Origin of the sequence: Methylobacterium dankookense (assembly GCF_902141855.1) — a bacterium.
Lineage (GTDB): Bacteria > Pseudomonadota > Alphaproteobacteria > Rhizobiales > Beijerinckiaceae > Methylobacterium > Methylobacterium dankookense.
This window is the reverse complement of sequence record NZ_CABFVH010000033.1, coordinates 1-22,535: the sequence shown is the minus strand read 5'-3', so window position 1 is coordinate 22,535 and position 22,535 is coordinate 1. Positions and strand designations below refer to the sequence as shown.

Below are 22,535 nucleotides of genomic sequence, written 5' to 3'. Positions count from 1 at the left end.
CACACCGTGTTCCAAGCAGCTTCCGTGCCAGTGAATGCAAAATGCGGCACACCTTGTGCCCCTCGAGAGAACGGCGCAACACGGCACCTGATCCCGCGTCCGGTCGACCGGACCGGAGGCGGGACAGCCAAGCCCGCGCGGCGGCGGGGCGAAGACGACATCCGCCATCCCGAAGGGATCAACCGGGTGTCGTATGCGCCTCCGACCCGCAATCCACGGACGCGAATCGATGAAGCCCTTCGTCTGGAATCACGGCTATCCCTCGCTGCGCATGCCGATCTTCGGCCGCAACGTGGTGGCGACCTCGCACGCGCTCGCGGCGCAAGCCGGGCTCAAGACGATCTGGCGGGGCGGCAACGCCGTCGATGCCGCCATCGCGACCGCTGCCGCCAAGACCATCACCGAGCCGTGCAGCAACGGCCTCGGCTCGGATGCCTTCTGCATCCTGTGGGACGGCAAGCAATTGCACGGGCTGAACGCCTCGGGCGGTGCGCCGGCCGCCTGGACCCCGGACTATTTCCGCCGGAAATACGGGGAGGCGCAGCGCCCGCCGATGCGCGGCTGGGATTCCGTCACCGTGCCCGGCGCCGTCGCGGCCTGGGTGGCGCTCAGCGAGCGCTTCGGGCGCCTGCCCTTCGCCGACCTGATGGAGCCGGCGATCGAGATCGCCGAGCGCGGCTACCTCGCCCCCATCGTGGTGCAGCAGAAATGGGCCGCCGCCGCCCGCCTGCCCGAACTCGCCGGCCAGCCGGGCTTCGCCGAGGTCTTCCTGCCGCACGGCCGCGCGCCGGAGGTGGGCGAGCGCGTGCGGCTGCCAGGGATCGCCCGGACGCTGCGGGCGGTGGCCGAGACCAAGGGCCGGGCCTTCTACGAGGGCGAGATCGCGGAGGCGACCGCCCGCCACGCGGCCGCCCATGGCGGCGCCATGACTGTGGCGGATCTCGCCGCCTTCCGCCCCGAATGGGTCGAGCCGACGGGCAAGGATTACCGCGGCTACACGCTCCACGAGATCCCGCCGAACGGGCAGGGCATCGCCGCCCAGATCGCGCTCGGCATCCTGGAGGATTTCGACCTCGCCGCCCTGCCCCCCGACGGGCCGGAGAGCCAGCACCTCCAGATCGAGGCGATGAAGCTCGCCTTCGCGGACACCTACCGCTACGTGGCCGACCCCTCCGGGATGACGGTGACGCCTGACCAGATGCTCGACCCGGCCTATCTCCGGGCACGGAGCAGGCTCATCGACCGGACGCGGGCGCAGGATTTCGGACCCGGCAACCCGGCGAGCGGCGGCACGATCTACCTCACCACGGCGGATTCGTCGGGCATGATGGTGAGCTTCATCCAGTCGAACTTCATGGGCTTCGGCTCGGGCGTGGTGGTGCCCGAATGGGGCCTCTCCCTGCAGAACCGCGGCCACGGCTTCCATCTCGATCCGCAGAGCCCGAACGTGGTGGCGCCGGGCAAGCGGCCCTTCCACACCATCATCCCGGGCTTCCTGACCAAGGACGGCGCGCCGGTGATGAGCTTCGGCGTGATGGGCGGCAACATGCAGCCGCAGGGCCATGTCCAGACCCTGGTGCGCATGCTTGACCACCACCAGAATCCGCAGGCCGCCTGCGACGCGCCGCGCTGGCGCGTCAACGAGGGTCTCAGCATCAACGCCGAATCCACCATGCCGGCCGAGACGGTGCAGGGGCTCACCGAGCGCGGCCACCGCATCGAGGTGATCAACGACAGCTACCAGGATTTCGGCGCCGGCCAGTTCATCTGGCTCATGGGCGATCCGGACGAGGACGGCTACGTCGCCGCGAGCGACCCGCGCCGCGACGGGCAGGCGGTGGTGTGCTGACGTCGATCCAGAGCTGCTCCCGAACGCGCGGCATCAGGAAACGGCTCTGAATCCTTGTTCTAACGCGCTCTCTCGCGCCAAACCGGCATCCATTTCGGCGGAGAGCGCCCTAACCCGCGCACTCAGCCCGGACGAAGCGGCCGGCGCTCGCGAGCGAGCGCCTTCCGTCCTCGACCTCGGGGAAGAACAGGTGCCAGGCGTGGATCATGTGCGGCCACACCTCGAGCCGCACGGAGACGTCCGCCGCGCCCGCGACGCCGGCGAGCCGCACCGAATCGTCGAGCAGGGTCTCGGCCGAGCCGACCTGGATCAGCATCGGCGGCAGGCCGGCGAGGTTCGCGTAGAGCGGCGAGACCAGGGGCCCGCGCGGATCGGCGCCGGCGAGGTAGAGGCCGGCGAGCTCCGCCAGATAGGCGCGGCTGATCAGCGGGTCGGCGCCGGCCTTCGTCTCCAGGCTGGCCCCGGTGAGCGCGAGATCGGTCCAGGGCGAGCTGAGCCAGAGGCAGCCCGGCAGCGGCAGGCCGGCCTCGCGCAGCGACAGGGCCACCGCGAGGGCGAGGCCGCCGCCCGCGCTCTCGCCCGAGAGCGCGATGCGCCGAGGCGCCACGCCGGTCTCGAGGAGGAAGCGGTAGCCGGCCAGCGCATCCGCCAGCGCCGCCGGGGCAGGGTGCTCGGGGGCGAGCCGGTAGGCGAGGGCGAGCGTGCGCGCCCCCGCCTCGCGACCGGCCTGCGCCACGGTGTGGCGGTGGCTCGCGAGCGAGCCGGAGACGTAGCCGCCCCCGTGCAGGAAGAGGATGACGGGGCCGTCCTCCGATCCGGGGATGCGCGTCCATTCCGCCGGCACGCCGCCCGCATCCACCGGCTCCACCGTGACGTCCGGCGGCAGCCCGTAGCCGGCGCCGAGCGCGTCGACCCGCGCCCGGCGTGCGGCGAGGTCGGCAGGCCGCGGATGCGCGGCGAGGCGGGCCCGGATCTGGTCGATGTCGGAGGCGGGCATCGGCGAGTCACCCCATGGAAGCGCCCGATGGTCTCACCGGGGCGCGGCCGCGTCGAGAGCCGGCCCGCGCGGGATCCGGGTCAGCTCCGCTGGGCGTTCATCATCGCGTCGATCACCCGCTCGACCGTGGCGCGCGCGCCGTAATGGATCATGTGGCCCTGGCCGGGCAGGACCTTGAGCGTGCTGCCGGACAGGACCCGGTGCAGCCGCATGGATTGCGTCGCCGGGTTCACGATCTTGTCCGCGGAGCCGGTCACGATGGCGACGGGCAGGTCGAGGCGGTGATAGCCGGCCTGCAGCCAGCCCGCCGCCGCGTTCATCGTCGCCGCGTCCTCGGTGGCGGCGCGCAGCTGCGTCGCGCCGGTGGCGATCTCCACCGGGAAGGTCGCCGCGAAGCGCGCCGGCACCGGCTGCGGCCAGAACACCCGGTGGAACGCCTGGACCGCGAGCGCCCGGTTCACGGGCGCCGGAACGAGAGCCCGCGCCGCGTCGCCGACGCCCGGCAGCGCGAGCGGCCCGGCGAGGCTCACATCGGCGCGCTGCTCCGGAAAGTAGTAGCCCGAGAGCAGGACGAGCCCGCGCAGGGTCCGCCCCGGCTCGAACGCCATGGCGAGCGCCACCAGCGTCCCCCAGGAATGGCCGACGAGCAGGGGCCGCTCGGCCTTCAGGCTCTCCAGCACCCGGTGCAGGAGCGCCCCTTGGGCTGAGGCGGTCCAGATCCGGTTCCGCGGCCGGTCGGTGCGGCCGAAGCCAGGCCGGTCGATGGCGATCACCCGGTAGCGCTCCGCCAGCCGGTCGATCAGGCCGCAGACCGCGAAATCCTCGGCCATGGCGCCGTTGCCGTGGATCAGCACGACCGGCCGGCCGCGCCCGCGCACGACGACGTGCACGCGCAGCCCGTCGACGAGGACGAAGCGCCCGCGGGGGGCCCGCCTTTTCGCCGGAGCCGGGCCGGCGAGCGCCCTGGCCGCCTTGTCGGCCTGCCGGAACGCGGTCTCGGTCGCCTTCTGGCCGGCCTTGAGCGCCGCCTTCACGCTGCGGTGCAGGCTGGCCGTGCTGCGCCGGCCGAGGCGCCGCGCCTTCCGCGTCGGGACGAGAGGGAACACCGGCACCTCCGGGCGCGCTTGCGGTCGGACCTGCAAGCGGACTTGCGATCGGGCTCGTCGGGAGCGGCGCGACCGGCGCCGCTGCAGTGCTCGTGATCCGAAGCGGAGGCCGGCTCGGCGGATGCTCTAGATCGGCATCTTGCCGGCGTCGAAGGTGCGCACCCAGAACTCCCCGGAGATCCGGGCGCCGTCCCGGGTGGCGAAGCTGTAGGCCGAGCGCTCCGTGCGGCGGCCGTCCGGCGAGCGGACGACCCAGCGGTAGCAGCCGGCATCGACGGGGCAGGGTACCACGCTCACGCTGTGGCCTCCCGCGCCGCGGTCTGGTGTCGGAGGAGCATCCATGCCCGGAACATGGTGCGGCCGGCCGCCGGCACCAGCCCCGCGGGCCGCGAAGCCTGCATTCCGGGGGCCGATGCGTGCGGCGATGCGCGCGATCCGTGAACCGCCCGGGCGGCGGCGGCATTGCTCCTCTGCATCCGCACCGGAGGTCCGCCGTGGTGTTCCGCTCCGAAGATCCGCCGCCGCCCGCCGGCCTGCCGGCGCACAGCCCGCCCCCATCCGACAGGCCGACGAGCGCCATGCTCAAGGCCGACATCGACAGCGGCGCGACCGGGGACAAGGTCTGCCACTACGATCCCGGCATGGCCCAGCTCGGCACCTGCGACGAGGCCGCCGGCACGCCGCCCACGCCGGAGCGCATCGCCCTCGCGCGCCGGACGGAAGCCGCCACGCCCGCGGTCCGGGCCGCGGCGGACCCACAGGGGCGGCGCGCCTGGGTCCTGCCGGCCTTCGTGGCCTTCGTCGCCATGGCAGCCCTGATCATCGCCGGGGCGCTCTGGCTCGGCTCGCCGGTCTGAGCCGCCCGCCGGCCCGAAAGGCCTAGGCCCGGTCTTCGCCTATGTGAGCGAATCGCATCGAGCCCGGCCTTAGGATGGCCGCGTCGGCCGCAGAGGCGGCGGCCGGCCACCTGCGGGTGGCTCCGGTTCTTCCCCTGACGCGGGGTCCGCAGGCGCATCGAGCCCTCTTGGCCCGCCCGGCAGAAGCCGCGGCGGGTCCTTCTTCGACAGGCCGCCTTCGCCGATCCCCACGCAGCCAAGCCCTATGAAGCCAAGCCCCGCGAATCGGCATCCATGGGGATCGCTCCGGGGCGGGCCGGATCAGGCGCCGGTATCGGCCGTCAGCGCCGCGTTGGCCATCCGGCTCACCAGGGCGTCGCGCTTGGCCTGAAGCAACACGATCCGGGCGGCGGCGCGGGCATTGGCGGCGCGCAGCTCGGCCTGGGGCCCGCCGTCGCGCAGGGCCCGCCACGCCATCGCGCGGAACCAGTGCACATTGGCGATCGCGACGGCGCGGCGCTCCGCGAAGGCGCCGCGGGAGATCGGTTCGGGTGCCGTCAGCGTCAGCATGGTCTCAACCCCACAACCCCGCTCGGAGGCAATTGGAGGCCGCTCGAAACGTCCGTGAATCGCAAGAATACGGTCCCGCCGCATGAGCAGTCATTATCGTCCGACACAGGTTTACGGTCGTTGTGACGAAGAACGGGTATGCTGGCGCACATGGCGGCAAGACCCCGGCAAGACGGGACCCGCGCGGCGAGCCTCGTGCCGGGCCAGATGCCGGATCGGCAGCGCGATCCGCCGCGCGCTGGGGCGATTGTGAATGCAATCGACGGGGGCGGCAATTCCGGACTGGAACAGGCGCGCGGTTTTATCAATCTCGCAGTGCCGAGATCGATCGTTTTTCGGAACATCCGGCGCGCAGATCAGACGAGGGCGCGCGACCGTCGGGTCCGGAACTGCCTTCGCGGATCCCCGCCGCAGTAGCCTCAGAGCATTGTCCGCGGACGTGGCCGCCGGTTCCGCGAAAGAGAATGCGGCACGATCAAAACAGATCGATGAGCCTCCGGGATCCTTGGATCACGGAGACTCGGCTATCGGCCGAACAGGCGTGCGACGCCGGAGGAGAGGGCGTCGCCGCTGCCGGCCACCACCACAAGGCGGCGGATCTCGCCGCGCAGATAGGCCTGCAGGAAGCGGTCGTAGTTGCGGAACACGACGCAGCCGTTCGAGGCGCCGCTCGGGCCGAGCATGTAGGTGTGGGCGAGGATGCCGTCGCGGCCGTGGATCGATGCGCTGCCGCCGACGGGGGTGAGGCGCAGCGCCCGCACGCCGTGGAACAGGGCCTCGCGCTCGGTGACCACGTAGGTGCCGGGCGGCGTCGCGCCGCGCATGCGGATATGCACGTCGCGCGGGTTGTCCTGGCTCTTGCCGAGGCCGGAATGGGCCTCCAGCACCTCGCCGCTCGGCAGGGTCACCGTGCGGGCGGTGATGTCGTAGATCGCGGTGCCGCCCTCGGCGCGCGGCTCGAACAGGCCGCCGCCGCCCCGCGGCGGGAGGCCGGCATCGCGCCCCGTCCCGGCATAGGCCAGCGCCGTCGGCCGCGCCTCGGGCGCGGGGGTGGCTTCGGGCGCGGCCGGCTTGGCCCCGAACACGGCGTCGAAGAAGGATTGCTCGGCCTCCGCCTCCTGACGGGCCGCGATGCGCGCGCGGCGGGTGGAGGGGCGCTCGGCGACGCGCTCGGCGAGGCGCAGGGGCCGCGGGCGCAACTCGGCCGGGCGGGCGACGGGCAGCGGGACGGGGGTGGCGAGAGGGGCGGCCTCGGCGAGGCGCGCGGCCGGCTTCGGCTGGGGCGCCGCGGCGAGGGCAGGGGAGGCGGATGAGGGGGCGGATTCGGGCGCGGGCTTCGTCGGAGCCGCCGCGAGGAGCGCGGGCGGCGGCGCGGCCGGGACGAGATCGCCCGCGAGCGGAGCACTCCCGGCCAGGGTCGGCGTCGCGGCGCCGAGCACGGCAACCGGCTCGAACAGGGCATTGAGGCCGCGGCGGCGCGGCGCCGCCGGAATGGGCGCGGGCGTCGGCGCGGCCCGGTCCGAGACCACCACGAAGCGCTCGGCGGCCGGGGCCGGCGGCGCGTCGACGGAGGAGAGCAGGCGGGGCAGCCCCACGGCGCCGAGCGCCAGGACGGGGACGAGGAGGGCGAGACGGCCGCCGCGCGACCGGCGGCGGGCGCGGATCGGGCGGCTCGGCGGATACGCAGCGTCGAACATGCGGGCGGAACTCGGGGTACGCTCAGGTCCCCGCGCCCGAGATCCGGCGCGCCTCGACGGGAGGCGGAACCGGTTCGCGGCAGGAAACCATCAACCTTAACCGTCGCTCATTGAGCGCCCGTCCGGTTAATCTCCGCTAAACCGCGATCACAAAAAGACGGCGCGGCGCGAAACCTTCGCACCGCGCCGTCTCGGCTCTTCGGGCGGGAGTCCTGTCATACGACATCCGGGTGATCCCTTCGGGATGGCGGATGTCGCCTTCGCTCAAGCGCCGCGCGGGCTGGCTGATATCGCGTCCGGTCTGACCAACCGGACGCGATATCACAAGGTCTCCGGTTCATCGGATCGGCCATAGTGGATCCCCTCGCCCCGCAAGCGGGGAGAGCGGGACGCGCTCCCAGCCGAGGCGATCAACCGGCGGCCATATCAGGCCACCTCCTCGGCGAGCTTGAGCAGTTCCGCCGTGCGGGCGCTCTTGCCCGAAAAATCCTTCCAGGCGGTGGGGCGGGCGGCCTCGCGCCACTTCTCGATATGCTCCGCCGTCAGGTCGTGGATCTTGGCGCCGCGGGCGGCGTAGATCTTGGTGATCTCCTCGTCATCCGCCTTGGCCGCGGCGAAGGAGAACGCCTCGAGTTCCTGGCCCACGTCGCGGACGGCCTTCTGCTGCTCGGGCGTCAGGGCGTCGAAGGTCGCCTTGGAGATCATCAGCGGTTCGAGGATGAACCAGAACGAGCGGCCGCGTCCCGCCGTGAGGTTCTTGGTCAGCTCGTCGAGGCGGAAGGAGATCAGGCTCGTCGAGGCGCTGACGGCGGCTTCCAGCGCGCCGGTCTGCATGCCGATATACATCTCGCTCGACGGCATGGTGGAGACGATGCCACCGGAGGCCTGGAAGACGAGGTCCATCTCGCGCCCGCCGCCGCGGATCTTCACGCCCTTCACGTCGGAGGGAACGAGGATCGGGTGCACGCGCGAGGCGACGGCGCCCGACTGCCAGACCCAGGTGACGATGATGACGCCCTTGTCGGAGAGCGTCTTGGCGAGTTCCTCGCCGACCCGGGCGGTGCGCCACTTGGCGGCCTGGTCGTAGTTCGTCACCAGCGCCGGCATCAGGGCGAGGTTCGCCTCCGGCACCTCGCCGCCCGCGTAGGAGAGCGGGATGAGGCTCATGTCGAGGGCGCCCTTCCGCAGGGCGCTGAACTGCGCCAGCGTCTTCATCAGCGAGGAGCCGGGATAGACCTGCACGGACAGGCTGCCGCCGGTGCGTTTCTCGACCTCCTGGCCGAAGCGGCGGCAGATGCGGTCGCGGGCATCGCCCTGTTCCAGGGTCCCACCGGGGAACTGGTGCGAGAGGCGCAGGATCCTGGGCGCCTGGGCCCGGAGCACGGCAGGGCAGGCGAGAAGGCCGGCGCCCGCCGCGGCCGTGCCGAGCAGGCGGCGTCGTGTGACGATCATGGCGTTTCCTCCATTCGGCCGCGGCTTGCTTGTGCCATCGGTCCGGGTTCCTCGGTCGTGTCGGCTTAGGCGACGGTGCGGGCGGGCTCGGACTGAAGCCTTGCGCGCAGCCAGTTGATCACGCCGCCCGCGAGCAGCACCTCGATCTGGCGCGCCGAGAGGTCGTGCCGGAGCGCGATCTCCCGGCCGCGCACCCGCGCCGTCACCGCCTTGCCGCCCTTCAGCGCGCCGGCGACGTCCTCGATCTCCACCATGTCGCCGATCTCCAGCCCGTCGTAATCGGCCGGGTCGGCGAAGGTGAGCGGCAGGACGCCGAAATTGACGAGGTTCTGCCAGTGGATGCGGGCGAAGCTCTTGGCCAGCACCGTCTCCAGGCCGAGATAGCGGGGCGCCAGGGCCGCGTTCTCGCGGCTCGAGCCCTGCCCGTAATTGAGCCCGCCGAGGATGGCGTGGCCGGCCCGGCCCGGGCCGGCCTGCTTCGCGCGCTGCGGATAGGTCGGGTCGATCGGCTCGAAGGTGAAGTCCGAGGTCTTGGGGATGTTCGACCAGTAGGGCATCACCCGCGCGCCCGCCGGCATGATGTCGTCGGTGGAGATGTCGTCGCCGGTCTTGAGGAGCACCGGGACGCGGATGCTCTGCCCGAGCCTGCCCAGTTCCGGCAGGGTCGTGATGTTGTCGGTCTTCTCCAGCCGCGCCGCGCGCGCCTCCGCCTCGGGGAGCGGGGGGACCAGCATGGTGGTGTTGGTCTTGACCATCTCCGGCGCCGCGACGCGCGGATAGGGCATGGCGAGCGTGCGCGGATCGGTGATGACGCCCGACAGCGCCGAGGCCGCGGCGGTCTCCGGGCTGCACAGGAAGACGCTGTCCTCGCGGGTGCCCGAGCGGCCGGGGAAGTTGCGCGGCACGGTGCGCAGCGAGTTGCGCCCCGAGGCCGGGGCCTGGCCCATGCCGATGCAGCCGTTGCAGCCGGCCTGGTGCACGCGGGCGCCCGCATGGATCAGGTCGGAGAGGTGGCCCTTGGCGATCAGGGTCTCCAGCACCTGCCGGGTGGAGGGGTTCACGTCGAAGGAGACGCGGTCGTGGACCTGTGAGCCCTTCACGATCTCGGCGGTCACCGCGAAGTCGCGGAAGCCGGGATTGGCCGAGGAGCCGATATACGATTGGTAGATCTCCTCGCCCGCGGCCTCGGAGACCGGCACCACGTTGCCGGGGCTCGACGGCCGGGCGATGAGCGGCACCAGCGTCGAGAGGTCGATCTCCTCGTGGTCGTCGTAAGTCGCGCCCGCATCGGGGCCGAGCGCCACCCAGTCCGCCTCGCGGCCGACACTCGCGAGATACTGGCGGGTGGCCTCGTCCGAGGGGAAGACGCTCGTGGTGGCGCCCATCTCGGCGCCCATATTGGCGATGACGTGCCGGTCCATCGCCGAGAGGGTGTCGAGGCCGGGGCCGTAATACTCGACGATGCGCCCGAAGCCGCCCTCCACGCCGTGGCGGCGCAGCATCTCCAGGATCACGTCCTTGGCGCTCACCCAGTCGGGGAGCTGCCCGGTCAGCTTCACGCCCCAGACGCGCGGCATGCGCAGGTAGAGCGGCTCGCCCGCCATGGCGAGCGCCACCTCGACGCCGCCCGCGCCGAAGGCGAGCATGCCGAGCGAGCCGGCGGCCGGGCTGTGGCTGTCGGAGCCGACCAGCGTCTGGCCCGGCTTGCCGAAGGCCTGCATGTGCACGGGATGGCTGATGCCGTTGCCGGGGCGCGAGTACCACACCCCGAAGCGGCGGCAGGCCGAGCGCAGGAACATGTGCTCGTCGGCATTGAGATGGTCGTTCTGGACGAGGTTGTGGTCGACATACTGCGCGGCCAAACCCACCTTGACCCGCTCGACGCCCATCGCCTCGAGTTCCAGCATCACGAGGCTGCCGAGCACGTCCTGAAGCAGGGTCTGGTCGATCCGGAGCGCGATCTCGGAGCCGGGCGTCAGGTCGCCGTCGGCGAGGTGCGACGCGATCAACTTCTGCGCGAGGTTCAGCGCCATCCTCTCCTCCCTGTTCTTTCGTTCTGGCCCGGCGCTTCCGGCCGATTCGATTGTCGAGAACGCGCAGGCTCCGCATCGGATCATGCACGGCGGTGACACGGGCACCGAAACGTCGGCGCCCGCCGGTTCGGGACCGGAGGGCGCGGGGTTCGCAAGCGTCAGTGGGCGCGGTCGCTGCGGCGCAGGCTCTCGGGCATGGCGAAGAGCAGGAGCGCGGCGGCGGCGAGGCAGAGGCAGCCGATGCCGTAGAGGGCGGGCGTCGTGGAGCCGGTGAGGTCCTTCACCCAGCCGACCGCGACGGGGCTGACGATGCCGCCGAACTGGCCGAGCGTGTTGATGAGCGCGATGCCGCCCGCCGCGCCGACGCCGGTGACGAGCTTGGCCGGCAGCGTCCAGAAGGTCGGGATCGAGGCGACGATGCCTGAGCCCAGCAGCGCCAGCGCGATCATCAGCGGCACGATCTGCTTGTCGAACAGGCCCGCCGCGAAGAAGCCGACCGCCGCGGCCACCGCGAGGCCGGCCACGAATTTCGGCCGCTCGCCCGAGGCGTCCGAGAGGCGCCCGATCACCACCATGCTGATCGCGCCGCAGATGTAGGGGATCGCGGTGAGGAAGCCGACCGAGGCCGCCTGGCCGCCGCTCGCGGTCTTGATCAGGTCCGGGCCCCAGAAGTTCAGGCCGTAGGAGCCGACCTGGAGCAGGAAGTAGACCAGCGCGATGAGCAGGAAGCCCGGCTGCTTGATCGCGCCCCAGAGCGAGTGGTCGCCGATGTCGCGGTTGTGGTGCGCGATGCGGGAGGAGAGCAGCGCCTTCTCCTCCGCCGAGAGCCAGCGCGCGTCCGGGATCTGGTCGTCGAGGCGCAGCAGCACCAGGGCGCCGAGGATCAGGCAGGGGATGCCGCCGGCCAGGAACAGCCATTGCCAGCCGGCGAGACCGGCGACCCCGTTGAGCCCGCCGAGGATCAGGCCCGCCACCGGCGCGCCGAAGATGCCGGAGAAGGCCGAGGCCACGAACATGAAGGAGGTGACGCGCCCGCGGAACGAGGCCGGGAACCACAGGGTCAGGTAGTAGAGGATGCCCGGCGCGAAGCCCGCCTCCATGGCGCCGATGAGGAAGCGCAGCGCGTAGAAGTGCCACTCGGTGCGGATGAAGATCATCAGCGCCGTGGCGATGCCCCAGGAGATCATGATCCGCGCGATCCAGCGGCGCGCGCCGACCTTGTAGAGCATCAGGTTCGAGGGCACCTCGAAGATGACATAGCCGATCACGAACATGCTCGCGCCGAGCCCGTAGGCGACGTTGCTGAAGCCGAGATCGCTCTGGAGCTGGAACTTGGCGAAGCTGATGTTGATCCGGTCGAAGAAGGCGAACATGTAGCAGATCATGATCAGCGGCATGCACCGCCAGGCGACCTTGCGGACGATGCTCGCCTCGGTGGCCGCCTCCGCGGCGGCCGGCGTTCCGGACAGGGCGATGGACATGGGCGTTTCCTCCTGGGTCGCGTAAGGACGCAACGGTCCATCCGGCGGACCGCGAGAGGGTCTGCCGGGGGCTTGCGTCACCGGGTTGGTATCGAGCGGGGCCGCCTTCGGACGGGCGGCTTCTCCGCGGCTGGCTCAGGCCGCTTTCAGCGGCGGGGCGGGGTGGAGGTCGCAGGGGCGACCGGCCTTGGCGACCTGGCCCGGCACGTCGTGGCCGACGAGGCGGGGCAGGTCGCGGGAGAGGCCGAGCAGGGCCTCGAGGTCGAGGCCGGTGGTCAGGCCCATCTCGTGGGCCATGCTGACGAGGTCCTCGGTGCAGATGTTGCCCGTGGCGCCCGGCGCGAAGGGGCAGCCGCCGAGCCCGCCGAGCGCCGCGTCGAAGCGGCGCGCGCCCGTCTCGAAGGCGGCGAGCACGTTGGCGAGCCCGAGCCCGCGGGTGTTGTGGAAGTGCAGCGTCAGCCGCTCCGCCCCGACGAGGGGCAGCACGCGGGCGACGAGGCGGGCGACCTGGCGCGGATTGGCCATGCCGGTGGTGTCGGCGAGCGTCACGCCGTCGACGCCGAGGGCGAGGTAGCGCTCGACCTGGGCGACGACCTTGTCCTCGGGCTCGTCGCCCTCGAAGGGGCAGCCGAAGGCGGTGGCGGCCGTGGCGTTCACGCCGACCCCTGAGCCCGCCACCGTCTCCATGATCCGGGCGAAGCCCTCGATCGAGGCGTCCGGGCTCATGCCCATATTGGCGCGGTTGTGGGTCTCGCTCACCGAGGCGACGAGGTTGATCTCGCCGACCTTGGCCGCGAGCGCCCGCTCGGCGCCCTTCGGGTTCGGCACGAGGGCGACGAAGACGGTGCCACGCCGCCGCCGGATGCCGGCGAAGACCTCGGCCGCGTCACTGAGCGCCGGCACCGCCTTCGGCGAGACGAAGGAGGAGACCTCGATCCGGCTGAAGCCGGCCTCGGCCAGCGCGTCGATCAGCCGGATCTTCTCCGGCGTCGGCACGAAGACGGGCTCGATCTGGAACCCGTCGCGGGTGGCGACCTCCTGGACGATCAGGGTATCGCTGATGCTCATGCCGGGTTTCACCGCTCCGCTCTTGTCGGGTTTCACCGCTCCGCTCTTGTCGGGTTTCACCGCTCCGCTCTTGTCGGGTTTCACCGCTCCGCTCATGCCACGGCTCCCTTCTCGCGAAGGCGCGCGATACGCTCCGCGTCGAGGCCGAGATCGGAGAGCACGGAATCGGTGTGGGCGCCGAGCGCGGGGCCCTGCCAGCGCACCGTGCCGGGGGTCTCGGACAGCTTGGGCACGATGCCGGGCATCTTCACGCTGGTGCCGCCGGGCAATTCCGCCTGGAGGATCATGTCGCGGGCCTGGTAGTGCGGGTCGGCGACGATGTCGGCCACCGAGTAGATGCGCCCGGCCGGCACGTCCGCGGCGTCGAGGGCGGCGAGCGCCTCCTCGACGGTGCGCGCCTTCGTCCACTCGCCGATCGTGGCGTCGAGCAGGGCGGCCTGCTTCGAGCGGCCGTCGTTGTTGCGGAAATCCGGGTTCTCGGCGAGATCGGGCCGGCCGATCGTCGCCATCAGGCGCTTGAAGATCGGATCGCTGTTGCCCGCGATGACGACGAAGCCGCCGTCCTTGGTCGGGTAGGTGTTCGACGGGGTGATGCCGGGCAGCGCCCCGCCGGTGCGGGTGCGGACCTCGCCGAGGAGGTCGTATTCCGGCACGAGGCTCTCCATCACGTTGAAGACGCTCTCGACGAGGGACACGTCGATGACCTGTCCGCCGCCCTGGCCGGTCTTGACGCGCAGGAGCGCCATCAGGGCGCCGATGACCCCGTGGAGGGAGGCCAGCGTGTCGCCGATGCTGACGCCGACCCGGGCCGGAGGCGCCTCGGGGCTGCCGGTGGTGTAGCGGATGCCGCCCATCGACTCGCCGATGGCGCCGAAGCCCGGCCGGTCGCGGTAGGGGCCGGTCTGGCCGTACCCTGAGATGCGGACCATCACGAGGTTCGGGTTGAGCGCCGAGAGCACGTCCCAGCCGAGGCCGAGCTTCTCCAGGCCGCCGGGACGGAAGTTCTCGACCACCACGTCGGCGCTCCGCGCGAGCTGCTTGACGACGTCGAGGCCTTCCGGCGACTTCAGGTTGACCGCGATCGACTTCTTGTTGCGCGATTGCAGGTACCACCAGAGCGAGGTGCCCTCGTGCATCTTGCGCCACTTGCGCAGGGGGTCGCCGTCGCCCGGCGGCTCCACCTTGATCACCTCTGCACCGAACTCCGCCATCAGTCGCGTGGCGAAGGGGGCGGCGATCAACTGCCCAAGCTCAAGGATTCGAATACCGTCGAGCGGACCGGACACGGCTATTTCCTCCATGATTATTGGCAGGCGTTATAACGCGCCGCGCGGCGCCGGGTCCAAACGCCATGCGCCACCATGCGTTCTCGAAACGAGAACGCTGCCCGAACGTGCCGACACGTCCGGGGATCCGGGAGGGCCTGGTCCGGCGAATCTGCCTCTCAGCCGGCGACGAGGACCGTCTCGCCGAAGATCGGCTCGAAGGCCGCGCGCAGCTGCATGTCGACCTCCGGCATGCTCACGATCTGCCCGAGATCGACGAGGCTCGTCACCCCGTGCTCGCGCACGCCGCAGGGCACGATGCCGGAGAAATGCCCGAGATCCGGCTCGACGTTGAGGCTGATGCCGTGGAAGCTCACCCAGCGGCGCACGCGGATGCCGATCGCGGCGATCTTGTCCTCCGCGCCGGCGCCCTTCTCCGGGCGGCGCACCCAGACCCCGACCCGGTCCTCGCGCCGCTCGGCCCGCACGTTGAAGGCGTCGAGCGTCGCGATCAGCCACGCCTCCAGGCTCGCCACATAGGCGCGCAGGTCCGTGCGGCGGCGGCCGAGATCGAGCATCACGTAGGCCACGCGCTGGCCGGGCCCGTGATAGGTGTACTGGCCGCCCCGGCCCGTGGCGTGGACGGGGAAGCGGTCCGGCGCCACCAGATCCGCGGCCTTGGCCGAGGTGCCGGCGGTGTAGAGCGGCGGGTGCTCCAGGAGCCAGACGCACTCGCCGGCCTCCCCGCGCGCGATGGCCGCGGCGCGCGCCTCCATGACAGCCACCGCCTCCGCATAGCCGACGAGGTCCTCGGCGATGCGCCATTCGACCGGCGGCGAGCCCGGGCGGGGCAGGAAGGTCTCCGGCGCGGCAGCCAGACGGGACGCGTTTACCAAGAGTTCACCATGATGCGCGGAAGCTCTCCCTGAGCACCCGTTCGCGCGCGAAGGCAAGCGGACGGGGCGGCGGGCGAGAGTGCGGCGCGTGGCGGTTCTGGACAATCTGCAGGTCGATGTCACGGTGGTGCTGGGGCGCTGCCGCATGCCGCTGCACATGCTGCTGCGCATGGGCCGCGGCGCCGTGATCGAGCTGGAGGCCAGCGAGACCGACATGGTCGAGATCCTGGCCAACGACCACCCGATCGCCCGCGGCCAGATCGTGGTGACGGGCAACCGCATCTCGGTGGAGGTGACCGAATTGATCCGCAAGGCCGAGGCCCAGCGCGAGCCCGGCCTCAGCATCGGCGACGGCGCGATGCCCCTGTTCGAGCCGGCCCACGAGCCGCTCTGAGGCGCGAACGCGACAAAGATCGCACGACGGCGCTTGTCGCGGCCGAATGTATCTGTTATCCGCTGCGCCGCTCACCCGAGACGGCAACGCCGCCGGGGAGCGAACGGAACCCGGAACCGGGTACCGATGCGGCCATGGCGGAATTGGTAGACGCGCTAGCTTGAGGTGCTAGTCCCGCGAGGGGTGGAGGTTCGAGTCCTCTTGGCCGCACCAAACCTTTCCCGAGGTGAACCGGGAACTTAAGGAAAATCAGTCGGATAGCGCGTCCCGGTAGCACACCTGGGACACACACCGTTGCGTATGGCTCATCCCTGGAAAGACCCGAAAAGCGGTGTCTGGCAGCTTCGCCAGAAAACACCTCGTGACCTTGTGGGCCGTTTGCGTGGGACCACACTGACGCTGCCCATCGGGGATGGGTCCCAGGTTGACCTTAAAGTCGGCGACATCGTCCGAGCTTCGCTGCGTACCAAGGATGATCGGGTTGCAAGAACGCGGCACGCGATTGCCGATGCCGCGTTACAAGCATTCTGGGACGCCGCTAGATCGCCGCAGGCAATCGTCGCGTCGGAGCAAGCTACCGAAGCCGCGAGACCGGGCACACTCTCCGGACCTGCGGGCGGTATGGCCTGGGAGGAGGCGGTCGCGCGCTTCAGGCCGGGCTCTAAGAAACTTCTAGGTGACTTGAGCGAGCCGGCGACAGAGGCAAACCAAGCCCGGATCGTCAGCGCGACCGCCAGCATCATGGATGAAGCCTGGGCGATGCTGCGCGGGGAGAGGCTTGAGGAGCCCACCGCGCCATCATCGCCCAAGACCTCCGGGCTCACAGCGCGACCCCGCCATGGTGGAGCCGCAGCCCAAGGACCGCGCGGTATGCCGATCACCGTCAGCGACCTCTGGAGCCGCTACCGTCTCTATCACTCAGACAAGTTGGCTACGAACACGCTGCATCGATACGAGGCAAGCATCAGCAGGCTGGCAGCGTATCTGCCGGATCGTGACGTCCGCCACATCACTGGCGACGACATCTACTCCTGGGCGGAGCACAGGCAGTCCTCTGAGGGCATTCATCCAAGGACCATCAACCGCAACGATCTCGTCGCAGCGTCGTCCTTGTTCTCCTGGGCTACGAAGCGGCAGGGCGGGCAGATCGTGGACGCCAATCCGGTCGAGGGGGTGGCGCTCGACCTTCCGCGCCACGTCAAAACCCGGGAGAGAACATTTCGCGACGCAGAGGTCCTGGCGATCCTACGAGCCGCGCAGGAGGTCGCGCCCTGGGGCCCGCATGATAAGGCCAATCAGGGGAAGCGGTGGTGCCCTTGGCTGGCAGCCTACTCCGGTGCACGCATCTCGGAGCTAACAGCGTTGGAGGCCACCGACATCCGCCAGGAGCAGGGCTCCCATATCATGCACTTTTCGCGGACGAAGACGTCCGAGCCGCGATCTGTGCCGATCCACCCCCATTTGATCGAGCGGGGGTTCCTCGACTTTGTCGCGGCCATTGGATCAGGGCCTCTGTTTTTTGACCCGGCGCGCCATTCGAAGAGTGCCCGTACTCCCCCGCATGAGGTGAGGTCGCGCAAGATCGCTGAGTGGTTGCGGAAAAAGGTAAACCTCGACCCAGCCGTAGATCCAAACCACGGATGGAGGCACACCTTCAAAACGCGTGCCGTCAATCTCATGGACGCGCGGGTGCGGGACGAGATCGTCGGCCACACGCCCGGAGCGGTGCGCCGGAAGTACGAGGCACCCACCATTCCCATGATGGCGGAGGCCATGGCAAATTTTCCACGCTACGACGTCTAGGCAGTGGGCATCGGCGGAGTCGCCGGCACTCGCCAGTGGACCTTTGGACGATCAAGCCCGCTAAACGCTGGGGCTCGCTGGCGGGTCTAGCGAATACGCAAACCCTCCAAACTGGCGGCAGAGCGATCTGACCGGGTGATCGCCGCCGACATCAGCGCGCAGCAGATCGCGAGCGTGGCTTTGAATAACCGGCCTGCCTGTCATGCAGCCCTGGTCGAACTCTCAAGGCTACCCAAGGCTCCGGTCGGCCTGATTACCGCCGCGCAGCCTACGTACTGACAGGACCACGATGCACTCTAAACCGAGATGCTCTGCATCGTCCCCTCACAGGACCCTTGTGGAGACGCCTTGTGGGGAGAGCCGAACACGCACATAACGGTCACACAGATTTCCTGCCTTGCAGATTGCCAATGCGCGCACCTTTCGAAATGACGGATGGCCTTTCGAAGCTGAAGGACATCATAGCTAATCTGCCGCCCGATAGTAAGCATTGGGACGAGGCTACAAATAGATTTCAATTTATAGACAGATTTGTAATTGAATGCTTGGGCTGGGAGCGGCCGAATATGCGCGTCGAGGTCACTGACGACCTCGGAGGGCGCAGCGACTACATACTTGGAAATGCGCGTGCAATTTTAGAAGCAAAGCGCGAAGCGAAGATCTTTTCAAAGCTTCCTGTCGGTAGACCTAGCAGCATAAGGAAGATGCGTCCCCTACTGGCTGCGTCTCCAGAATTTACTGCTGCTGTGCATCAAGTGCTACCTTACTGTGTTATACACGGGGCACCCATAGCTATAGTATGTAACGGTCCTCAACTTGCAATATTCCAGGCTCTAACCCCTGGTATGTCTCCGCTAGACGGAGAGTGCTATTTCTTTAACGGCTTTCAGAGCTACATAGATTTCTTTCCGCTACTCTGGACACTGCTTTCGCCCGAGGGCATCTTTGAAAACCGAGCGCATCAAGATCTGGCTATTCACCGCAACCCTCGGATACCTCCCAAAGCTTCAGAAGGCATCCCGGAACTCCGCAAATTTAGGTATAGAAGCGAGTTCGAAGAGAACCTTCGCGGACTTTCGGAGGTTTTGCTTGAAGAAATCGAAGATAATCCTAACATAAAAAAGGATTTTTACAGGGAGTGCTATGTGCCGCTGGAGGCAAACAACCAGCATCTCCTTCTGAGCAAGCGGATTATCTCCGCTCGATATCGTAGAGTTGGCGGTGACAGTGTTACGCCATCGGCAGTAAACTCTGCGACCGGTACCGGTAAAAACGGCGATCTTTTGAATGATCCTGCAATTTTATCTTCTGGATCTCGTCCTATAGTCGTAATCGGCGATGTCGGAGTAGGCAAGACCTCTTTCTTCGAAAATCTTTACGAAAGCTTAGACCAAGAGGAAAAAGCAGAAACTTATTTCATTCACATCAATCTAGGTCTCAAGGCAAATCTGACCTCAGATATAAAATCTCACGTTCTATACGAAATACCGAATAGCTTAAATCAAAAATATGGCATCGACATCCATAAGTACGAGTTCATCGAGTCGGTATATTATCGCGAGATCAAGTCATTTGACGGCGGAGTCGATGGCCGCCTGAAGGGAATTGATAATGCTGCCTACGAAAAGGAAAAGATCGCGTTTCTGAAGACATTAGAAAACAGAAGTGACGCTCACTTGCACGCGTCGCTGGGGCATCTAGCAAAGGGACGAAACAAGAAGATCATCCTTATAATGGATAATGCGGATCAGCGCAATTTTGAAGTCCAGCAGGAGGCATTTCTAATTGCTCAAGAGCTTGCCGCGACGCGCAATCTCCTTGTGTTCGTAGCTCTGCGTCCGAGTACCTTCTATCACTCTAAATCATCTGGCTCATTGTCGGGCTATCAAAACAAAATTCTAACGATCTCTCCGCCGCCTGCTGACGAAGTAGTTCAGAAAAGGCTGTCGTTTGCGGTCAGAGTTGCTGAAGGAAAGGTCGAACATGCAGGTTTGCATGGGGCAATGATCAAAATTGGTAGTGTGGCGACCTTCATGAACGTCACTCTGAGATCGATTAGGAACAATGAGGCTATTCGAGCTTTTCTTAGCAACATTACCGGCGGAAATACGCGAGCAGTGATAGAGTTGATAACTGGTTTTTGTGGCAGCGCTAATGTTGACTCGCAGAAAATCGTAAAAATGGAGGAGCAATACGGCAACTACAGAGTTCCTCTGCACGAATTTACAAAGCACGCTTTGCTTGGTGAGTATGCATATTTCAATCCTCAATCATCGCAGGTTGCGTGCAATATCTATGATACGTCAATGGCCGACCCCCGTGAGCATTTTTTGTGCGGATTGGTTGTCGCGTATCTAAGTTCGAATGTCGGCGTAAGAGACAATGACGGGTTCATAAGTGGAAGCAGCATAATCGGTGAGATGTCAAAACTGGGGTTCATTGAGGCTCAAACTAGACATGCGTTGCGCAGACTTGCTACGAAGAAGATGATCGAAACTCCCTATGCTCATTACAGAGAAATACCTGTTGCCGAAACCGCCAATCCAGACGAGTTTTACTTTAGGGCGACGTCTGTCGGCATTTATCATATCCGATTTTGGGGTGGCGCATTTACTTACCTCGACGCAACATCTACGGACACTCCGATCTTTGACCAGAATATAAGAGCAGACGTATCTGATCTGGCTCCTTCATTCTCGATCTCGGATCGATACAGGAAGGCGTACCAGTTTCGGGAGTACCTTTTCGAACAATGGAGCGCTGCAAATATTGGCGCTTCTTATTTCGATTTTGTAGATCTACTCCAAACACAGGATAAAACGTTCATAGACGTCAAAGATGCTATAGATGGGGTGCCGAAAGCCCGAGCCAAGGGTGTAAAACAGAGAACCAAAGGTGGTGCTAGAAGGAGATAGATGGCTGGCGGTTCTTGTTTGCGTACACCCAACCGAGGCAGAATATCGAGACGCCTCTGCCATCTGTTCACTGTCTTATATGGATCGCCTCGCGGCTTCTGAGACGCTCTGATACTGAGGTCTAGGACCATACGAGACAGGGGTGAGCGCAATGGCCATCGTCGCGTACGCACGCGTTAGCGCCGCGGATCAAGACCTTACGACGCAGATCGAGAAGCTCCGTGCTGCCGGCGCTGAACGCGTTTTCGCGGAGAAGCGGAGCGGTAATAGCTTGAGCGGACGCTCGGAGTTCGAAGCGCTAATGGCCTTCGTGCGTGAGGGAGACGAAGTCATCATGACGCGTATCGACCGATGCGCGCGATCCATGGCGGACTTTCAGGGCATCATAACAGCGTGGAAGAAGCGAGGGGTGAGGTTCCGCGCCATCGATCAAGCTGGCGTAGTGCTCGATGGGTCATCCACCAGCGATCTGTTCTTGAACCTATTGATGGCTTTCGCGGAGTTCGAGACCCGGCTCCGGAAGGAACGACAGCTTGACGGGATTGCAGCCAAGAAGGCCGCCGATCAGAGCAAGCCGAGGCATGAGCGCACATACAAGGGCCGCCCTCGGTCCATCGATGCTGATGCAGTCCGCTACCTGCGAGAGGTTGAAAAGCTTGGCGCGTCGGCCATCGCCAAGCGCCTAAGAATTGGCCGGGCGAGCGTCTACCGCCTCCTCGACCAGCACCACTCGTGCATTAAAGGGACCGGCTCATAGGCGGGAGAGCCGCAAGAGTTGCCCTGGTCAGCGGTTCCGAAATCATCGGCCTCTACAACGGCCTCTAGACCCTACGCCCGTGGAGTGTAGCCGACGCAGCTAAGTATCTGAAATTACATGCGTTTTGCCGGGAGTGCTTCTCGGGTTGGCTTTGGCGCGGGCTCGATCTCGCTCGCGTAAATACGGTATGCGCTTCTACGAATTTGCCCACCCGTCCTCAGAGGCTGGCATACGCAAGCCTTTGACACCAGCCCAATCTCGAACTGCTGCCAAAAAGAGGCAGCAGGCTAATGAGAAGATCAAGGATCTTAAAGCGGAAACATCCGCAAAGATATCAGCGATAAATGCCAAGTCCGTAGCTGAGTCTGGTAAGTAGACGTGGTTCCATCAGGCATCGTTGAAGCGTTGAACGAATGTCAAGGAGCCAAAAATGAAGGGTCGTTTCTCCACCGCCGCTGACCTGATCGCGATGCTGAATAAAGTTGTTCCGCGGTTGCTTGGTCGTGACGGGCCCTGCCCTACCGTCCTGCTCCATCCGGGCGACTACGGCCTGATAGAGTCGCCCACACGGTCGCGGCTCACTCAACGGTATCTGCCTGCCATCCAGTGCTACGTCTTTTTCGAGATGGCAAATTCGGTCGGCCTTCATGCTGAGGGCACCTACATATGCGGTGTATCTGCCGGCGACAGCTACGGTCATGCTGTGCGCCGGGTCACGAAGGATGAAGCGTCCGAAGGCATCTTGCCGGTGTGCGAGATCAAGGGCACGCCATGCGGCGTTCGCGAGTTTCTCGACTGGTGGTCGCCCCGACGCAAGAACATCTATCTGGCCGAAAATCCCGGGTACCGGATAGCCTTCTTCCACGACACCGACGAAATGACCAGCAGCCACAGCGAGTACGAGTTTTTCAATCGCTGGTTCTAATATGATCGAGCGGTAACTCACATTCGTTCGTTCCCGCTACTGGCTCCCTCTCTCGTTCCGCGGGCTTCACTCGTTCGCGGAGCCAGATCTTTAGTTAAAAATCTGTCCTCTCACATGAGTTGAGGCACACTTCTATTCCCCCCTGACACTCAAGAGGCATATAGATCCTGCCCTCCCGGGTAGGTCGTCCTCATGAATGTCAGGGGGAGAAGTGGTTATGCGTTCTCTCACATTGAGATCAGCACGTGATCTAGCGACGTAACCGCGTGTCTACGCGGTAGCAGGAGGCTGCCCGAGCCCTGCATATGTTCGCCCTTCCCAAACCATTGCGGGTTTCAGCGGTTCACCGAAGTGGCTTCCCAGTGGAGCCGATCAGCTTTTGACCACCACTGAGAGCCCGTCCGATAAGGGGCTGAGGCAGGGTTGAGTGGCCGGGATGGCAGTGATTCCAAGAGGGTGCTGAAACCTGACCTGGATCTGCCATGTGGACC

General features: G+C 66.6%; 19 protein-coding genes and 1 tRNA gene. 9 read left to right on the top strand and 11 right to left on the bottom strand.

All coding sequences use genetic code 11. The features are described 5' to 3' along the window. The first annotated feature begins 229 nt into the window (after positions 1–229). Positions 230–1,849 carry a gamma-glutamyltransferase family protein gene (locus tag MTDSW087_RS20660; RefSeq protein WP_144766789.1) on the top strand — a complete coding sequence of 540 codons (1,620 nt, stop codon included), beginning with the start codon at positions 230–232 and terminating at the stop codon, positions 1,847–1,849. Between the two features lie 109 nt (positions 1,850–1,958). On the opposite strand, the gene MTDSW087_RS20655 is transcribed toward MTDSW087_RS20660, so the two are convergent. From MTDSW087_RS20655 to MTDSW087_RS20645, 3 genes are all read right to left on the bottom strand, one after another. After that, positions 1,959–2,846, bottom strand: coding sequence for an alpha/beta hydrolase (locus MTDSW087_RS20655; RefSeq protein ID WP_144766788.1), 888 nt, complete (start codon positions 2,844–2,846; stop codon positions 1,959–1,961). An 80-nt stretch (positions 2,847–2,926) separates the two neighbouring features. After that, positions 2,927–3,952, bottom strand: a complete 1,026-nt coding sequence (locus tag MTDSW087_RS20650) for an alpha/beta fold hydrolase (RefSeq protein WP_144766787.1) — start codon at positions 3,950–3,952, stop codon at positions 2,927–2,929. 126 nt (positions 3,953–4,078) lie between these two features. Next, positions 4,079–4,249, bottom strand: a complete 171-nt coding sequence (locus tag MTDSW087_RS20645; RefSeq protein WP_238178638.1) for a hypothetical protein — start codon at positions 4,247–4,249, stop codon at positions 4,079–4,081. A gap of 200 nt (positions 4,250–4,449) precedes the next feature. Here MTDSW087_RS20645 and MTDSW087_RS20640 point away from each other — a divergent pair, with 200 nt between their 5' ends. Then, positions 4,450–4,809: a hypothetical protein gene (locus MTDSW087_RS20640; protein ID WP_373321895.1), complete on the top strand. Its 360-nt coding sequence runs from the start codon at positions 4,450–4,452 to the stop codon at positions 4,807–4,809. 300 nt (positions 4,810–5,109) lie between these two features. Here MTDSW087_RS20640 and MTDSW087_RS20635 read toward each other — a convergent pair whose 3' ends face one another. The 8 genes from MTDSW087_RS20635 to lipB form a co-directional block, all read right to left on the bottom strand. Next, positions 5,110–5,358, bottom strand: coding sequence for a hypothetical protein (locus MTDSW087_RS20635; RefSeq protein WP_144766784.1), 249 nt, complete (start codon positions 5,356–5,358; stop codon positions 5,110–5,112). A gap of 524 nt (positions 5,359–5,882) precedes the next feature. Continuing rightward, complete coding sequence (locus tag MTDSW087_RS20630; RefSeq protein WP_144766783.1) at positions 5,883–7,055, bottom strand: DUF2778 domain-containing protein; 1,173 nt, start codon at positions 7,053–7,055, stop codon at positions 5,883–5,885. A gap of 426 nt (positions 7,056–7,481) precedes the next feature. After that, on the bottom strand, positions 7,482–8,504 hold the full coding sequence (dctP, locus tag MTDSW087_RS20625; protein ID WP_144766823.1) for a TRAP transporter substrate-binding protein DctP: 1,023 nt from the start codon (positions 8,502–8,504) through the stop codon (positions 7,482–7,484). Between the two features lie 68 nt (positions 8,505–8,572). Further along, positions 8,573–10,540, bottom strand: a complete 1,968-nt coding sequence (locus MTDSW087_RS20620; RefSeq protein ID WP_144766782.1) for an aconitate hydratase — start codon at positions 10,538–10,540, stop codon at positions 8,573–8,575. Between the two features lie 158 nt (positions 10,541–10,698). After that, positions 10,699–12,021, bottom strand: coding sequence for an MFS transporter (locus tag MTDSW087_RS20615; RefSeq protein WP_144766781.1), 1,323 nt, complete (start codon positions 12,019–12,021; stop codon positions 10,699–10,701). A 135-nt stretch (positions 12,022–12,156) separates the two neighbouring features. Beyond that, positions 12,157–13,089, bottom strand: coding sequence for a hydroxymethylglutaryl-CoA lyase (locus tag MTDSW087_RS20610; protein WP_144766780.1), 933 nt, complete (start codon positions 13,087–13,089; stop codon positions 12,157–12,159). A 92-nt stretch (positions 13,090–13,181) separates the two neighbouring features. Beyond that, complete coding sequence (locus MTDSW087_RS20605) at positions 13,182–14,375, bottom strand: CaiB/BaiF CoA transferase family protein (RefSeq protein ID WP_144766779.1); 1,194 nt, start codon at positions 14,373–14,375, stop codon at positions 13,182–13,184. A 158-nt stretch (positions 14,376–14,533) separates the two neighbouring features. Next, positions 14,534–15,250, bottom strand: a complete 717-nt coding sequence (lipB, locus tag MTDSW087_RS20600; protein ID WP_144766778.1) for a lipoyl(octanoyl) transferase LipB — start codon at positions 15,248–15,250, stop codon at positions 14,534–14,536. An 88-nt stretch (positions 15,251–15,338) separates the two neighbouring features. Here lipB and MTDSW087_RS20595 point away from each other — a divergent pair, with 88 nt between their 5' ends. The 7 genes from MTDSW087_RS20595 (at position 15,339) to MTDSW087_RS20570 (ending at position 22,044) form a co-directional block, all read left to right on the top strand. Continuing rightward, positions 15,339–15,644 carry a FliM/FliN family flagellar motor switch protein gene (locus MTDSW087_RS20595; protein ID WP_142585607.1) on the top strand — a complete coding sequence of 102 codons (306 nt, stop codon included), beginning with the start codon at positions 15,339–15,341 and terminating at the stop codon, positions 15,642–15,644. Between the two features lie 128 nt (positions 15,645–15,772). Further along, positions 15,773–15,857: transfer RNA gene (locus MTDSW087_RS20590), tRNA-Leu, on the top strand. Positions 15,858–15,944: 87 nt separating this feature from the next. Next, positions 15,945–17,447, top strand: a complete 1,503-nt coding sequence (locus MTDSW087_RS20585; protein WP_144766777.1) for a site-specific integrase — start codon at positions 15,945–15,947, stop codon at positions 17,445–17,447. A gap of 135 nt (positions 17,448–17,582) precedes the next feature. Further along, positions 17,583–17,726, top strand: coding sequence for a hypothetical protein (locus MTDSW087_RS30325; protein ID WP_186383936.1), 144 nt, complete (start codon positions 17,583–17,585; stop codon positions 17,724–17,726). A 131-nt stretch (positions 17,727–17,857) separates the two neighbouring features. After that, positions 17,858–20,362, top strand: a complete 2,505-nt coding sequence (locus MTDSW087_RS20580) for a hypothetical protein (protein WP_144766776.1) — start codon at positions 17,858–17,860, stop codon at positions 20,360–20,362. Positions 20,363–20,513: 151 nt separating this feature from the next. After that, positions 20,514–21,119 carry a recombinase family protein gene (locus MTDSW087_RS20575; RefSeq protein ID WP_144766775.1) on the top strand — a complete coding sequence of 202 codons (606 nt, stop codon included), beginning with the start codon at positions 20,514–20,516 and terminating at the stop codon, positions 21,117–21,119. A 430-nt stretch (positions 21,120–21,549) separates the two neighbouring features. Further along, positions 21,550–22,044, top strand: coding sequence for a hypothetical protein (locus tag MTDSW087_RS20570; protein WP_144766774.1), 495 nt, complete (start codon positions 21,550–21,552; stop codon positions 22,042–22,044). Positions 22,045–22,535 lie beyond the last annotated feature (491 nt).

Excerpts from the sequence above, each read along its gene's own strand:
- MTDSW087_RS20660 (WP_144766789.1), top strand. The coding sequence starts at position 230 with ATGAAGCCCTTCGTCTGGAATCACGGCTATCCCTCGCTGCGCATGCCG.
- MTDSW087_RS20655 (WP_144766788.1), bottom strand. The coding sequence starts at position 2,846 with ATGCCCGCCTCCGACATCGACCAGATCCGGGCCCGCCTCGCCGCGCAT.
- MTDSW087_RS20635 (WP_144766784.1), bottom strand. The coding sequence starts at position 5,358 with ATGCTGACGCTGACGGCACCCGAACCGATCTCCCGCGGCGCCTTCGCG.
- MTDSW087_RS20630 (WP_144766783.1), bottom strand. The coding sequence starts at position 7,055 with ATGTTCGACGCTGCGTATCCGCCGAGCCGCCCGATCCGCGCCCGCCGC.
- MTDSW087_RS20620 (WP_144766782.1), bottom strand. The coding sequence starts at position 10,540 with ATGGCGCTGAACCTCGCGCAGAAGTTGATCGCGTCGCACCTCGCCGAC.
- MTDSW087_RS20615 (WP_144766781.1), bottom strand. The coding sequence starts at position 12,021 with ATGTCCATCGCCCTGTCCGGAACGCCGGCCGCCGCGGAGGCGGCCACC.
- MTDSW087_RS20610 (WP_144766780.1), bottom strand. The coding sequence starts at position 13,089 with ATGAGCATCAGCGATACCCTGATCGTCCAGGAGGTCGCCACCCGCGAC.
- MTDSW087_RS20585 (WP_144766777.1), top strand. The coding sequence starts at position 15,945 with ATGGCTCATCCCTGGAAAGACCCGAAAAGCGGTGTCTGGCAGCTTCGC.
- MTDSW087_RS20580 (WP_144766776.1), top strand. The coding sequence starts at position 17,858 with ATGCGCGCACCTTTCGAAATGACGGATGGCCTTTCGAAGCTGAAGGAC.
- MTDSW087_RS20575 (WP_144766775.1), top strand. The coding sequence starts at position 20,514 with ATGGCCATCGTCGCGTACGCACGCGTTAGCGCCGCGGATCAAGACCTT.
- MTDSW087_RS20570 (WP_144766774.1), top strand. The coding sequence starts at position 21,550 with ATGAAGGGTCGTTTCTCCACCGCCGCTGACCTGATCGCGATGCTGAAT.